We start from the raw sequence: 14,806 nt of genomic DNA, 5'->3' as shown, positions 1-14,806 counted from the left end.
TTCACGACGGCACTCCCATGCGCCTTGCTGCGTCCTGGAGAAGGTTTGCATGCCCAGCACACCGGCCCCAGCGGGGCTTGCTCTGGCGATCATGCACCTTCCATTGGCGCCCGGCAGGTTTGCAACTTCATCACAGCCGTTGACATTGAAGTAACTTCAATCTTTATGCTTGCAGCACAAAGATTTCACCACCACTTCATCGACTCGCCCATGCCCACCCGCCCTTCCTCCCAGCAGCCGTCCTCCTGGCTCTCTCTGCGCGTACCCCCTTTGGCACTGTTTGCACTGTTCGCCGCTGCCATCTGGCTGCTGCCTGACCTGCTGCCCATCCGGCGGCCTGGCGCCGGGGTGGCCGCCACCGTGCTGGCCGTCTTGGGCGGAGGCTTCTGCCTGGCTGGCGTGCTGGAATTCCGCCGTGCACGCACCACCGTCAACCCGGTCAACCCTGCCGCATCTTCGGCGCTGGTGGTGCGCGGGGTCTACCGCCTGACACGCAACCCCATGTACCTGGGCTTTGCGTTGCTGCTGCTGGCTTTTGCCCTAGGGCTGGGCAAGCTGTCCGGGCTGCTCGCGGTCATGGTGTTCATGGCCTACCTGCAGCATTTCCAGATTCGCCCTGAAGAAGCCGCACTGCGCACGCGTTTCGGGGCCGCGTTCGATCGCTATTGCCAGCAGGTGCGCCGCTGGCTGTGAGCCAGTGGCATCAAAAAAACGACAGCCAGCACACACCGCTGGCGCCGCTATACTGGCGGCCAAGGAGATGACGTTCCTCCTCAACCGCTGCGGCATGCAGCTGATGACGTCTACAGAACCTGACCTGGGTCGGGGCTGTAGGCGCTCGCGTATACGTCCCCCCATTGGTCAGGCCGATTCCTTCGCCTTGTTGACCAATGCCCAAACTCTTCCCACCCGTCTCCTTCGCACTGCTGCCCCGCATGGGGATGTGGCTCGCCCTGGCCAGTGTGGTGGCCGCACTTGCCGGCACCGCCTCCGCCTTTTTTCTTTTTGCACTCGACCATGCCACCACCTGGCGTGATGCCCACCATGGGGTGGTATGGCTGCTGCCATTCGCCGGCCTGGCGGTAGGCATGCTCTACCGCCAGGTGGGCCAGTCGGTCGATGGCGGCCTCAACCTCATCCTCAATGAGATCCACACGCCGAAAAAAGTGGTGCCGCTGCGCATAGTGCCATTGGTGCTGGCCAGCACGGTGGTGTCCCATGGGTTCGGCGCCTCAGTAGGCCGCGAGGGAACCGCCGTCCAGATGGGCGCTGCCCTCGCCGACCAGCTAACCGCTGTCTTCCGGCTGGCACCGCACGACCGGCGCATCCTGCTCATGACAGGGCTGAGCGCCGGCTTTGCCTCGGTCTTCGGCACGCCGCTGGCGGGCGCCGTCTTTGGCCTGGAGGTGCTGGCGATGGGGCGCATGCGTTACGACGCGCTGTTCCCGTGCGTTGTCGCTGCCATTCTGGCCGACCAGGTGGGGCTTGCCTGGGGCATCCACCACACCCACTATGCAGCGGTGGAAGTGCCTCCTGTGGACTGGTGGAGTGTGCTGGCAGTTGCCATCGCCGGCATCCTCTTCGGGCTGGTCGGCATGCTGTTTGCAAAGACCACCCGTGCCATCGGCGCCTTCATGAAACACCGCGTGCCCTGTGCGCCGCTGCGCCCCTTCATCGGCGGCATCGCCATTGCAACGGCCGTGTGGGGGCTCGATGCCTACCGCTACATCGGTCTGGGCATCCCCGACATCCTGCGGGCATTCCACGCCCCCGTCCGGCCATGGGACTTCCTGGGCAAGCTGCTGTTCACGGCCACGTCGGTCGGCAGCGGGTTCAAGGGCGGTGAAGTCACGCCGCTGTTCTACATTGGTGCCACGCTGGGGAATGCGCTGGCCCCGTTGCTGCACATGCCGCTTGCGATGATGGCCGGCCTCGGTTTTGTCGCCGTGTTTGCGGGGGCTGCAAACACCCCCATCACCACCATCCTGATGGCGCTGGAGCTGTTCGGCGCGCAGATCGGTCCATTTGCCGCCATTGCCTGTGTGAGCGCCTATCTGTGTTCCGGGCATGCCGGCATCTACCAGGCGCAGCGAATCGGGCGCAGCAAGCACCGCCTGCACCGGCAGGCCGGGCAGCCATGAGCACCTGTGAGCACCCCGGTTCTGCCAAGGCATGCGATCTTGGACCCTCCAAGACCGCATGCCAGCGCATTCACGATTTTTCTTTGAGCTCGTTGATTGAATCCAGTACGTACAAAGTCGTAGACCAGATGACGTAAACAAACAGGAGCATGCCCAAAAAGGGAATCAGGGTGAGAATGACAAACAGCGGTACGCTTCTTTGGGTTCTTTTTGCAACTTGTGCTGCAAAGATGGCATAAATCCCCTGAATCAGCATCATGGGAATCAGGCTGGTGAGTGTGTGCAAAATGGATGTATCCAAAATACTTGTCCTTGATTATGGGGTTTCAAAATCAAAAATCTAGCACCATGAAATTATGCCATGCTCAAACTCGTCCTGTGCGCCTTCCAGATACCGCAACGGGCTGACTGCCTGGTTTCGCTACCTGTCTGCAATGCCAGGCACAACACCCCATATAGGGCTATTTTCAAGCTGACGACCTATCCGTTCTCCTATATGGCACACCGCAAGGAAGAAGCAGGACCGAGACTAAACCAGTTAAAGCACTATAACGTGCGCAACTTGGAGTGGAGCGCAAGGTATCTGGGTGTGGCGAAACGGTACGGTTTTCGGTATTTCCCGGAAAATTCCGCAGCTCGATACCGATTCTCGTGGTGCATAAGAACCCGCAGGTGATAAGGCGCCGCGCAGCCCTACGAATATGGGCACCACCATAATCGCACCATGTCCTGCGTCTCCTGAATATGCGCTATACCTGCTCCGAATTGGCTACGCCACCGTGGAGCATTTCCGCATGGTGCCTGCCATTGCGCTCCATGCACCCGGGCGCTGCGCTGCCGGTCTGACAGACCGGCTTTTTCAAGCACCTGCCCGCCACCCACGGCACACCACTGGCAGCCGCCTACACTGCTTGCTTTGTCGCCCTTTCCTGCACCGCCATGACTTCCTTTGACGATCTCCCGCTGCACCTGCCCGCCTACTGCCAGAGCGTGCCACTGGACAAGTGCTACCGCCTGCTGAACCACGGACCCACGGTGCTGGTGTCGGCCGCACACGCGGGCGAGGCCAACGTGATGGCCGCTGCCTGGGCCTGCGCACTGGACTTTGCACCGCCCAAGGTGACGGTGGTGCTGGACAAACAGACCCGCACCCGGGCCTTGGTGGAGGCCAGCGGCCAGTTCGTGCTGCAGCTGCCCACCCGCGCCCAGGCCCGGCTGACACTGGATGTGGGCACCGACAGCGCCGTGCAGCACCCGGACAAGCTGCAGCGCCACGGCGTGGAGCTGTTCCGCCCGCCCGCAGCACCCGGCGCCCCGCTGGTGGCCGGCTGCGCCGGCTGGCTGGTGTGCTGCCTTATCCCCGAGCCGCACAACCAGCAGGCCTACGACCTGTTCATTGGCGAAGTGACGGCCGCCTGGGCCGACGAACGCGTGTTCCAGCACGGCCGCTGGAAATTCGATGCCGCGCCAGACGACCTGCGCACCCTGCACTATGTGGCGGGCGGCCAGTTCTATGTCACCGGCGACAGCCTGCAACTGCCCAGCAGCATGCCAGAGTAAGCAGCGGCGGCTGCGGGTCGCCCCTGCGGGCCATGCGCAGTGGCTTCCCCGGTGCCATTGCCATTGTCATGGCCGTTGAAGTGAGGGCAATCGCTTCAGTTGGCCCCCCCTCCAGAAACACACAGCGCCCACACAGGCCGCCATGTTTTTGTACCGCAGCGGAAGGCGGCACCGCTCAGCGGTTGCGCTCTTTGTCCTTGTCTTCACCCAGGCCCAGACGGTCCATCAGCCCTCCCGTGTTCACATCGGCGCTGGGGCCCTGGCCGGTAGCGGCCTCCACGCCGCCCATGAAATAGTTCATGGCCGTGAAGGCGCGGCTGGTTTCTTCGCCGCTGTTGATGGTTTCATCCACATTGCCACCTTCGGTGTAGACGCGCACCCAGGTACGTGGCGAATAGGCCAGGCGCTCCATGGTGCGCAGCGGTACGTCAAACGCCGTGGCCGGATAGCCTTGCTGCATGGCTGCAGTCTGCGAGCGCGAACGCACGCGCAGCACTTCGCCACTGCCAAAGTGGAAATCCGCCCCCGTCACTGCAGCCTGCTGGTTGGGCAAGCCAATGCTCAGCACGGCCTGCCCCTTCTTCGCGGCGGTCCAGGATGCCGCCAGCGTGGGGCATTGCGGGCGGCTGCATTGCACCCTCTCGGGAGCCACGGTCACGGTCTTGACGCCCTTGGCATCCACACCTTGCTGCACCTGCGGCACCAGTGCCTGCTTGCTTGCACACCCTGCCACCACCAGGGCACCCAGCACCCCTGCCAGCCAGAACTTCATATCGCTCACTCCAGATCCAAAACCCGCATGGTGCCATGCCTGACCGCCCCCAGGGCAAAAGCCGCAGTGCAGCCCTGTCCACGGCAGGCGTCTTGACCTTGGAATCGAACCATGTAGGGCGCCTGAGACGAAGCCATCTTCCGCCCACAGCACCCTGCACACGGTCAGCCCTGACATCCGGTTGCGTGCGTATCGGGCTCACCTAGCGCAGCGCGCGCAAGACCAGCTCATACAGCTCGTCATGGCTGTGCTGGATATGGATGGCTTCGCCGTTCAGAAAAAAGGCTGGCGTACCATCCACCCCGCTGCGCTCCCCGCCGTCGATATCGGCACGGATGCGGGCTTCCAGGTGCCCACCGGCCATGGCCGGCCCCAGTTCCTCCGCGTTCAGTTGCAGCATCTGCAGCAAGCGCCCGTACAGCGGTGGTCCCAGGGTCGCCTGGTGGCTGTAGAGCCAGTCGTGCGCCTTCCAGAAACGGCCGTACTGGCCCGCGAACTCCACCACCAAGGCCGCCGGCAGCGCCTGGGCATGCATGGGCAGTGGAAAGTTGCGGAACACCACCGCCACCCGATCGCCCAGCTCCTGGCGAATGCGCTGCAAGGTCGGCTCCGCCATACCGCAGTAAGGGCACTGGTAATCGCCATAGACCACCAGCACCACGGCGGCATCACGCGGGCCATGGACATGGTCATGGGCTGAAACAGGGACTTGCAGTGCAGACATGAAGCAGCTCCTCCATCACACCGGCAGCAGGAAAAAATGGGACAGGGCGCAACACAACAGGCCCCACCTGCCGCACAGCCGCCATGCTGGCATGGGCGGGCTCCCACAGAGCTTGGGGACTTCCCCTCACTCCCGTCCGCCATCCGTCTGTCACCGCTGTAGGCCGGTGTAGGCCGGTGCCACATCGGGCTGCACGCTGCGGCACAGGCCTACGCCTGCTGCAGCGCGTGCCTGCCTACGATGGACAGGTGCACTCGCGCCTGCCCGGGCGACATGGTGCGGGACGGGCCGGCAGCGCACACCCCACGACCAGAACAGGAGCTCACCATGGGCCGCGAAACCGTTTCCTCCTCCAACGTCACCGTCACCTTCGACGGCCAGCGCTGCATCCACTCGCGCCACTGCGTGCTGGACCGCCCGGACGTGTTTGTGCCCAATGTCAAGGGCGCCTGGATCCACCCCGAACGTGCCACCCCGGATGAAGTGCTGGAGCTGGCGCACAACTGCCCCTCCGGTGCCATCCAGTGCCAGCACCCGGACGGTGCGGCCATGGAGCTGCCGCCGCTGGTCAACACCGTGCGCGTGCGCGAGAACGGGCCGCTGGCCTTCCATGCGGAACTGGTGGTGGCCGGCCGACCCGACGGCCTGCGCGCCACACTGTGCCGCTGCGGCGCGTCGCAACTCAAGCCCTACTGTGACGGCAGCCACACTGCCGCCGGCTTCACCGCCACGGGGGAGCCGTCCACACAGGAATCCAACCCGCTGCCCCGACGCAACGGTCCGTTGCAGATAGACCCCACCACCAGCGGCCCGCTGCATGTGAGCGGCCCGCTCGAAGTAGTCAGCGGCACCGGGCGCACCATCACCCGGGTGACCAACACCTGGCTGTGCCGCTGCGGGCACTCCGCCAACAAGCCGTTTTGTGACGGCAGTCATGTAAAAGCCGGGTTTGTCAGCGGGGACTGATGAGGAGCACGCCTGTATCGGTGGATGCAAACAGCCCTTTCGCGAAAAGATTACTGCAGCCTGTCGGTGCTGCGGTGTTGAAGGCTAGTGCTTATTTCCAGCTTCACCGCACAACACTGGTTAAGGAATGAGGCCAGACGCTGCAATCGCGCCAAGGTCATTTATGGAATGCGTGAATGCTGCAGTTCAGCCCACCCTGGTATTGGTGCGGACAGGAGCCACTTCTGCAACGCCTGATGACACAGGATCTATCACCATGTTCGACACCATCCATCGGAAAGCCGCATGAAAATCAATAAAACAGATTTATACATACGCCAGCTAGTCGGAAATATATCCCCTACGAAATACTAATCAATTCATGCTGAAATCCACCCAGCACAAAAATTATCTCAGCCCATTTACGCCTGCAAAGGAGTAGAAGTTGGGATTCTGATAATAAAACGGACAAGCTTTGTGTTCTGATGGTTTTCCAGATACACCTCTCCTCCGTGCAGCTCGGCTATTCGGCGAACCAAATACAAGCCTAAACCTGCTCCCGGAGATTGCTGTGCCTGCCTGCCTCGAAAATATTTCTCGAATAAATGGGGAACTTCATCTGAAGGTATCTTCACGCCGGGATTGCTCACACTCAATGCAAAAAAACCCTCACGGTGCGACGACATCTCCAGGACAAGCTGCAATCCCGCCTGGGTATGGCGGTCGGCATTGACCAACAGATTGCGCAATGCCACACGCAACAGCTCCAAATCGCACCATATCCGCTCTGGCACACGCATGCCATGCAGTTTCACCCGCCCCTCAGGCCAGTCTGTGACCAGCTCTTCCAAAAGCTTGCACAGATCCGGGCCAGAACACTCTAGCGGTTGAAAAGGTGCATGTTCTGTATTCATCCGGTCGGTGCTCAGATACTCATCCACCAGATCCACCATGCGTTTGGCCGCATTGCGCAGATTGGTACAGCGGGTCAACGTCTTTTCGCGAGCTGCATCAAGGTTGCGCGCAATCTGCTGGGCAGTGGTGTTGATGATTGCCAGCGGCGTGCGGAACTCATGCGAGATCATCGCAATGAAATCTAGCTGGGATTGCCTGGTCCGGCGTTCCGTTTCCAGTGCAGACCGCAGCTCAACCTCGAGATATTCACGCTGTGCAATTTCTTGCCGCAAAGCGATGGTTCGACGCAACACCTCCTGCTCCAGCAACTCGTTTTGCTGCCCTACGAGTTCCACAAGCCGCTGTTGCACCACCTCTTTTTCACGGCGCATTCTGTCGTAGCCATCGCTGAGCCGTACGCTCATCACCACCATGTGCACCAACGTACCCAATGCCGTGGCATTCTGGGTGATGGCAGTGTTTGGCAACCAGCCCAGGTTCCGAAGAAACGCGATGATCACGCCTGCGTAATAAATACCAAAAACCAATAAGAATGCACGAGCCCGGCCATCGTCACGGGACAGCAGACACAAGGCAGTTCCAATCATCAGCACCATGGCAACCAGCGCGCTGAGCTGCATCAGCAGCATGCCGGCCCCGTTGTTGCCAGCGAGAACCAGCATCGCAGCAACCACCCCGATGGCGGTGAAGGCCGTAATCAAGCACCGGCTGAAGCGCGGCATGCGCTGTGCCAGTCCCAGTTGCATATCGCTGTAAAACACGCCGACTGGCAAAGCCGTGCACAGGACCAGGGCCAGCCAATGGTCCGAAAGCCACCCCGGCAGGTCCAGCATCTGCTGCGCCAGACCGGAAGTGAGCCACTCGCTTTGCAATGCGAGCCCCACGTAAGCCACGTACCAGGCGTTGACTCGCTCTCGGGTTTTCAGCCAAAACAAAGCATGAAACAAAATCAGCAGTAAACCGAAACCGAGACCCAATCCATAGTAGTAGCTCTCGCGCTGGGATTTGGCTCCGTGCAACTCGGGCGTAGCAATCTCCAACCGAGTGGTCAGCGCATTGCGCGTTTGCACACGGAGCAACAACGACTCCGGCACGTCACTTGGAAGCTCCAGCAGCAGTACAGGACTTCTCGCATCAACTGGCCAGTGCTGGCGGCCCAGCCCCTCACCGGAGTGCTGCCTCAGTTGCCAATGCCCCGACGGATCACGCTGGTACAAGCGCACATCGTCAAGCAGCGCATTGCTCAACGTCAGCAGCCAACGCACAGGTTCCGCAGCGCCGCGTTGCACGTTCAGACGCAGCCAGATCGCATCATCGGTAAAACCCAGCTTCAACGAACCGGGCAAAACCTCCCAGGACGCGGCGGTTGCCACTGCTTCTGCATCCAGTTGGCCACCAGGGTCACGCAGCAGTGCCAGATGGCCGCTGGCTGACATGCTGCGGCTGGCCTCGAGCATCAGCGTTGGCTGGGCACAGAGCGACGTGCTGATAACGGTCTGCAGCAGCACTGCCAGCAACACCCCCAACAGGGAGCGCGAGCATCGCAAGAGAGAAGAAAAAAACCGCATCGGCGCTGATTATCAGCGCCGTGGGCAGTGAACTGGATGGTTTGTGCAGCAATTTGACTGACAATGCAGCCTACTGCTCAGACTTGCTCAGATTCGCCACCACTCATGGGCATACCCTAGATCCATGCTTGATGTAATCCTGCTCGAAGACGAAGCCGTACTGCGTGAAGAACTTACCGAATTCCTTGTAGGTTGCGGCTATCGCATTGACGCAGAGTCCACGCTGGCCGGCTTTCACCGGCGTTTTGATCCACGCCGTCACAGTATTGCGATTCTGGATATCGGCCTTCCCGATGGCGATGGACTAACCTTGATTCGAGAGCTGCGCGCACGCGGCGAACACATCGGCATTGTTGTGTTCACCGCCCGTGGTGAAGCGCGCGACCGCATCAGCGGCCTTGATATCGGTGCCGACCATTACCTGGCCAAAACGCTGGACCTGGACGAGCTTGCAGCAACGCTGGCAGCCCTAGGCAGGCGCTTGGAGGTGCCCAATGCCGTCCAGGCCGACACCTGGGTGCTGGAGCAAGGCCCTCGCAACCTGCATCCTCCAAGAGGAAGGGCCATTGCCCTTTCCGAACAGGATCTGACCGTACTGCAGGAACTGATGTGCAATGCAGGCAGTCTTGTCAGCCGCAGGCAAATCATCGAAGCCCTGGGCGAGGACTTTTTCAGCTATGACCAACGTCGCCTGGACACACAGATGCGGCGCTTGCGCCGCAAAGTCGACGAATTGAGCGGCTTGACTCTACCGATCAACACGGCGCGCAATCAGGGCTATCGCTTCCACGCCAAAGCGCTTGTCAATTCCTGACTGCATTTGCGCCCGTTGCAACAGGTTCGCAGGCCAGCCACATCTGCTCAGAATTGCTCAGATTGGCGCTCCTCTTAGCACTTATAACCAGCAGCCTGACAGGATGCGCCCGCTGCTGCCCCCTAGCGCTGGCCCAACGGGTGCGTGCCGTCAAATGCATCTCCAAAACGTGTTGCCTGCCCCAAGGTGGGTCGACACCCTCGCATGAACCGTTTCTTCATTTTCATCACAGCAGGCTTTTTCTGCTGCGGGGCTTTGTCTGCCTCGGCCCAAATCTCCGTAGGCAAGCCCGCAGGTCTGCAAGAGGCACTGCACAGCATGTTGAGGAACCACCCTGCGCTGGCAGGCAAGCAGGCACAGGTACGTTCTAAGGAGTCTGCTGCCGACGCGGCCCGCGCTGCGCGCTACCCCTCGATCAGCGCCTCAACTGGCGCCGGCCAAAGCTCAGGCTACAGCGGAGCCAGCACCACTACGGTAAGCGCCAGGCAACCTCTCTGGGCCTTTGGTCGCATCGACAGCTCAATTGCCTATGCTGACCAGGACATCCAGGTGCAGCAGGCCGATGCCTGGTCCACACGCCGTCAACTGCTGGAAGAGACTGCTGCCAGTTATGCCAGCGTGCAGGGAGCCAGGGAACGTCTTGCCGTCGCAGAACGCAGTGTGCAGCGGCACCAGGAGTTGCAGCAGCAGATTCAACGTCGAGCCAATGGCGGTCTGGCCTCCGCAGTAGATGTCAGCATGGCTCAGGCCCGATGGCTGCAAGCTCGTTCTCAACGAGAGTCAACGGGCACTGATCTGCGCAATGCCGAAGCGGCACTCTTTGCGTTGACCCAGGTCTTCATCGCCAGTGACCTGCCCATCCCTCACGCTGCTCTCAATCTGCCCAGCGACCCGGCCATCAGCGAACAAGTGTGGGCCCAAAGCGCTGCCATACGCCTGCGCGAAGCCGTGGTCGCCCTGGCCGAGGCCGATGTGCAGCGCGAACGCTCCGCCAACATGCCAACCGTGCTGTTGGAAGCCGCAAGGAATCACGTGGCACGCCTGCCGAATCAAGCCAGCAGCACAACGATCAACATCGTCATGCAGGCCAGCTTGGAAGGTATGGGCCTGGCCAACCAGGCGCAGCAGCGGGCCGCATTGGAACGCGTCGAGGCTGCACGCCAGGATCTGGCGCAATTGCGCCACGAACAGCAGGTGCAATTGCAGCAGTTGCTGGACCGACGTGCCTCCGATCAAGCGCTGCTGGCTGGCTACGCCGAATCGGTGGCAACCCTCGAGAACACGCTGACCTCATTCCGCCGCCAGTATGAGTCGGGCTACAAAAGCTGGCTGGATGTGCTGAATGCGGTGCGCGAGCTGACCGAGCAGCAAATGCAGCAGGCTCAGGTACAGGCCAACTGGCGCATCAACAGCCTGCGTCTGGCCACCCGTATGGGATGGTTCGACGAGCCTGCGGCCATCCTGACGCAGCCGCAAGAAACCACAATCACTGTCCGATGAAACCCGTATCCCTGACCGAACTGCAGGACCTGTTGGGCAAGCTGCGTATCAGCTTCAACCCGGGAGCGCTGGCACAAGCCCACGCGCACGTGTTGCACACCGCCGCCGAGGCACGCCCTCTGTACCAGTTGCGCAAGCTGCTGGCAGATGCAGGCCTCAAGGACATCCAGGTCACCATACTTCCCTGGCGACGCCTGGATCCACGCCGACTTCCGGCCTTGATATGGGAGCAGGAGCACTGGTGGCTTGCCGAGCGCCAGGCCAATGGACAGCTTCTGTTGAGCCGTGCCGGTACAACTGCACGCGAATGCCCTGAAGACGCTTTGCATGACGCACATGTGATCTGGCTGCGTGGCCAGCCGCAGTCCCAAGCCGGCGATACGTCTCAGCCTCAGGGCAATCCGGCACTGCGCCTGGTGCTGCATGAGCTGCTGCGCGAACGCGGCTGGATCGCACGTGTGGTCGTGGCCACACTGATGGTCAATCTGCTTTCGATTCCCACATCGATCTTTGCCATGCAGGTCTATGACCGCGTCATACCCACCATGGCTTACGCCACACTGGCCACGCTCAGCGTGGGCATGCTGCTGATGATCGGGCTGGATTGGCTGCTCAAGACCTTGCGCGCCCATATCCTGGACAGCGTGGCCAGTGGTGCCGATCAACGCCTGTCCCAGCAAGTCTACGAGCATCTGCTGCGACTTCAACTGGACCAGCAGCCACGCAGCCTGGGCTCACTGGCTGCGCAGGTAGGCGCGCTGGATTCGGTGCGTCAGTTCTTCTCATCAACCATCATTTTCGGTCTGGTGGACCTGCCATTTGCGCTGCTGTTCATTGCACTGATCGGAGTGATTGGCGGTCATATAGGCTGGGTCTATGCAGCCCTGCTGCCTGTGGCAGTGCTGCTTGGGCTGTACACCCGACTGCGGCTACGCCGCCTGACACACCAACAGATGCTACGCAGCAACGAGCGCCAGGGCCTGCTGGTAGACACGATCCGCGGCGCCGAAACCATCCGAGCAAGCAATGCCGGCTGGCGCTTTGCCCAAGATTGGCAAACGTTGAGCCAGTCGATCGCTGGCTACAGCATCCAGCAAAAAGCACTGGCCCATTTCAGCGGCACCACGACCGGCAGTCTGTCAACACTGGCCTATGTGGCTGCCATCGTGGTCGGCGTCTGGCAAGTCGAGGCCGGGAACCTGACCATGGGCGGAATGATCGCCTGCTCCATTCTGGGGGGCCGCGTCATAGCCCCGATCGCCCAAGGGGTGCAATATCTGGTCCATTGGCAGCAGGTCAGCGAATCACTGCAGATGGTGAACCGACTGCTGACATTGACCCCTGAGCGACGCGTTGAGCAGACCTTGCTGATGCCCGACCGGCTGCCGGATGCGCTAGCAGTGGAACAATTGCGCTTCGCATTCCCGGGCTCTCCGCTGCAACTGCTTAACATTCCCAAGCTGCATGTTCGCTCCGGTGAACGCGTTCTGCTGCTGGGCCCTGTGGGCGGCGGCAAATCCACCTTGCTCAAGGTCCTAGCCGGCCTGTACCGTCCGAGCGAAGGCAGGGTGCGCCTGGGCGATGCGGACCTCTGGGAGATAGATCCTCAGATTGTCAGCGCCCAGGTGGGCTACCTTCCACAGAATGTGCAACTGTTCAAGGGCACACTGCGCAGCAACCTCGCACTGTCCGGAGCTGTCAGCGACTCGACCATGCTGGAAACTGTCAGCGCACTGGGTTTGGATCAGATTGCAGCCGGCAGCCCGCAGGGTATGGACATGGAGATCAGCGAAGGAGGCGAAGGGCTCTCAGGAGGCCAACGCCAGTTGGTGGGAATGGCCCGCGTATTGATGGCCAGGCCACGTGTATGGCTGCTTGACGAGCCCACTGCATCGCTGGATGGTGATGCGGAGGCCCGCGTATGGCAACAGCTCAAGGCCCAGTTGCAGCCCGAAGACATTCTGATCGTCTCTACCCACCGCCCCATGACCGCCATCGGCTTGGCCACCCGTGTCATTGTGCTGCAGCAAGGTGAAATCAGCCGCGATGGCCGCCCAGACCAGGTCATTCCCGGCCTCATGGCACGCGCCGCCGGCGCAGCCCATGCAGCTCCAGCACCGCATGCCACCACAGTGCGTCTGGAACAGGTACAAGTGACCACTGCGCGGCAAGCACTGCCGGCGTTCCCCGCCCAGACCCCGACCATCCGGCCAGATACTGCCAAAGCGCAGGAATAAGCATGCCCATCGAACTGTTTGACGACGAGCGCGCCGACATCGCGCGCACCAGCCGGCTCATGAGCTACCACAATAGTCGCGCCGCTGCAGTCTTGGTCTGGGCGATTGCGCTGGCTCTGGGCGGTTTCGTCGCCTGGGCCATGTTCTTCCGGATTGACGAAGCTGTTAAGGCGCGCGGTGAAGTTATTGCCAGCAGCCGGGTACAGATCATCCAGTCCGTAGACGGTGGTGTACTGGCCGAGTTGCATGTCAAGGAAGGCGATAAAGTGCGCGCCGGCCAAGTGCTGGCGCGCCTGGATCCCACACGCCTCGAAGCCGCCGCCGGTGAAGTCGACGCCCGTATCACGGGGCTGCAAGCAAGAATTGCCCGGCTGCGTGCAGAAACTGCTGGTTTGGCCACACCCCGCTTCCCGACGCAGGCCAGTGCCGGTCTGCGCGAGCAGGCTGCTATCGAACAGGCGCTGTTCCAGCAGCGTCGACTTAGCCTGCAGGAAGACCTGCGCACACTGCAGACCGCTGTCGACCTGGCCCGCAAAGAGTTGTCACTCGTTGAAGGCCTGCAAAGCTCGGGCGATGTCAGCACCGCCGAAGTGCTGCGTGCTCAGCGCGGCCTCAACGACGCAGAGGCCCGTTTGATTGGCCGCCGCAACAAATTCATGGAAGACGCACGCGCAGATTTAAGCAAAGCCGAGGACGAGCTGAACCAGGCCAGCCAACTGATGACCCGCCGCCGCCAGGAAGTACATGACAGCATATTCACCGCCGCAGGCCCAGGCATCGTCAAGAACGTACGGGTCACCACCCTGGGCGGGGTGTTACGGGCAGGTGAAGAAATCATGCAGATCGTGCCCCAGGACGATGCCCTCATTCTCGAAGCCAAGGTGCTGCCCGCCGACATTGCGCGGGTGACTGTCGGCCTGCCTGCCACCGTGCGGCTTGACCCCTTCGACTACACCATCTATGGCTCCGTGCAAGGCGAAGTGAGCTATGTCAGCGCAGACACCCTCAAAGAAAGCACCCCACGCGGGGAGGAAATTTACTATCGTGTCCATGTGCGCCCCCAAACATCGGGACCGGGCCAACCCTTGGTAAGCAGCACCCGCCGGGCGCTCGACGTACTGCCAGGAATGACTGCGCAACTCGACATTCGCACCGGCGACCGCACCTTGATGGATTTCCTGCTGAAACCGCTGCGCAAGACGCTCAATGAATCCTTCAAAGAACGCTAGAAGCTAGCGGGCACTGTCTGTCTGCAGGGATCCAGAGCTGGAGGGCTCCCCGGCTAACCGATGGGACACAAGTGCGGGCGAAAGCTTGCCTGATCTTGCTGTTTAAGCCGTTGGTGGCTGGCGCCTAGCACGATGGCGTTGCGCACCTGGGCGGCGGCATCTCCCGGGCAACTGCAGCCTCACCCTGTTGCCTCCTGCTCCCGGACGGGGATTGGAGGGACCCAGGCGAGAACGCATCTCCGCTCCTCCTAGTTGTCCTGAAGATCCCACCCCGGTACAGCCATCACTTCACGCGCCAAGCGGCGATGGCGCCTTCAATGGCTATGTCCACGCACGTGCATGCAGCCACGGCCATGCTCAGGCGCAGCCGATATGCCTGCTGCCGGACAGATTTTCTGACA

12 protein-coding genes and 1 riboswitch are annotated in these 14,806 nt (G+C 61.4%); of the genes, 8 read left to right on the top strand and 4 right to left on the bottom strand.

Features of this window, described 5'->3' with window-relative positions; all coding sequences use genetic code 11:
- Positions 1-210 precede the first annotated feature (210 nt).
- Together CT3_RS09075 and CT3_RS09070 are read left to right on the top strand one after the other, a co-directional pair.
- Positions 211-693 carry a methyltransferase family protein gene (locus tag CT3_RS09075; RefSeq protein WP_066534676.1) on the top strand — a complete coding sequence of 161 codons (483 nt, stop codon included), beginning with the start codon at positions 211-213 and terminating at the stop codon, positions 691-693.
- A gap of 54 nt (positions 694-747) precedes the next feature.
- Positions 748-813: riboswitch (Fluoride riboswitch) on the top strand.
- A 77-nt stretch (positions 814-890) separates the two neighbouring features.
- Complete coding sequence (locus tag CT3_RS09070; protein ID WP_066534680.1) at positions 891-2,141, top strand: voltage-gated chloride channel family protein; 1,251 nt, start codon at positions 891-893, stop codon at positions 2,139-2,141.
- Positions 2,142-2,211: 70 nt separating this feature from the next.
- Here the strand turns inward: CT3_RS09070 and CT3_RS09065 are convergent, their stop codons facing one another.
- Positions 2,212-2,442: a hypothetical protein gene (locus CT3_RS09065; RefSeq protein ID WP_066534683.1), complete on the bottom strand. Its 231-nt coding sequence runs from the start codon at positions 2,440-2,442 to the stop codon at positions 2,212-2,214.
- A 638-nt stretch (positions 2,443-3,080) separates the two neighbouring features.
- Between CT3_RS09065 and CT3_RS09055 the strand changes: the two genes are divergently transcribed.
- Positions 3,081-3,701: a flavin reductase family protein gene (locus CT3_RS09055; protein WP_066534685.1), complete on the top strand. Its 621-nt coding sequence runs from the start codon at positions 3,081-3,083 to the stop codon at positions 3,699-3,701.
- 175 nt (positions 3,702-3,876) lie between these two features.
- Here CT3_RS09055 and CT3_RS09050 read toward each other — a convergent pair whose 3' ends face one another.
- Positions 3,877-4,473 (bottom strand): hypothetical protein, encoded by a 597-nt coding sequence (locus CT3_RS09050; RefSeq protein ID WP_066534690.1) that lies wholly within the window; start codon positions 4,471-4,473, stop codon positions 3,877-3,879.
- Between the two features lie 202 nt (positions 4,474-4,675).
- Entirely contained in the window at positions 4,676-5,197 is a 522-nt protein-coding gene (locus tag CT3_RS09045) for a DsbA family protein (RefSeq protein ID WP_066534693.1), read from the bottom strand.
- 327 nt (positions 5,198-5,524) lie between these two features.
- Between CT3_RS09045 and CT3_RS09040 the strand changes: the two genes are divergently transcribed.
- Positions 5,525-6,163 carry a CDGSH iron-sulfur domain-containing protein gene (locus tag CT3_RS09040; RefSeq protein WP_066534697.1) on the top strand — a complete coding sequence of 213 codons (639 nt, stop codon included), beginning with the start codon at positions 5,525-5,527 and terminating at the stop codon, positions 6,161-6,163.
- Positions 6,164-6,564: 401 nt separating this feature from the next.
- On the opposite strand, the gene CT3_RS09035 is transcribed toward CT3_RS09040, so the two are convergent.
- On the bottom strand, positions 6,565-8,625 hold the full coding sequence (locus CT3_RS09035) for a sensor histidine kinase (protein ID WP_083520348.1): 2,061 nt from the start codon (positions 8,623-8,625) through the stop codon (positions 6,565-6,567).
- A 124-nt stretch (positions 8,626-8,749) separates the two neighbouring features.
- Between CT3_RS09035 and CT3_RS09030 the strand changes: the two genes are divergently transcribed.
- From CT3_RS09030 to CT3_RS09015, 4 genes are all read left to right on the top strand, one after another.
- Positions 8,750-9,439, top strand: coding sequence for a response regulator transcription factor (locus CT3_RS09030; protein WP_066534703.1), 690 nt, complete (start codon positions 8,750-8,752; stop codon positions 9,437-9,439).
- A gap of 204 nt (positions 9,440-9,643) precedes the next feature.
- Positions 9,644-10,939, top strand: a complete 1,296-nt coding sequence (locus CT3_RS09025) for a TolC family protein (protein ID WP_083520349.1) — start codon at positions 9,644-9,646, stop codon at positions 10,937-10,939.
- The gene (locus tag CT3_RS09020) at positions 10,876-13,176 is read left to right on the top strand and encodes an ATP-binding cassette domain-containing protein (RefSeq protein WP_098066131.1); all 2,301 of its coding nucleotides are present in this window, start codon (positions 10,876-10,878) and stop codon (positions 13,174-13,176) included. The genes CT3_RS09025 and CT3_RS09020 overlap by 64 nt, the downstream gene beginning before the upstream one ends.
- A gap of 2 nt (positions 13,177-13,178) precedes the next feature.
- Positions 13,179-14,405 (top strand): beta-barrel domain-containing protein, encoded by a 1,227-nt coding sequence (locus CT3_RS09015; RefSeq protein WP_083520351.1) that lies wholly within the window; start codon positions 13,179-13,181, stop codon positions 14,403-14,405.
- Positions 14,406-14,806 lie beyond the last annotated feature (401 nt).

Source organism: Comamonas terrigena NBRC 13299 (genome assembly GCF_006740045.1).
GTDB classification, from domain to species: Bacteria; Pseudomonadota; Gammaproteobacteria; order Burkholderiales; family Burkholderiaceae_C; genus Comamonas; species Comamonas terrigena.
The sequence above is the reverse complement of the archived record's forward strand: the minus strand, read 5'-3'. Positions and strand labels throughout refer to the sequence as shown.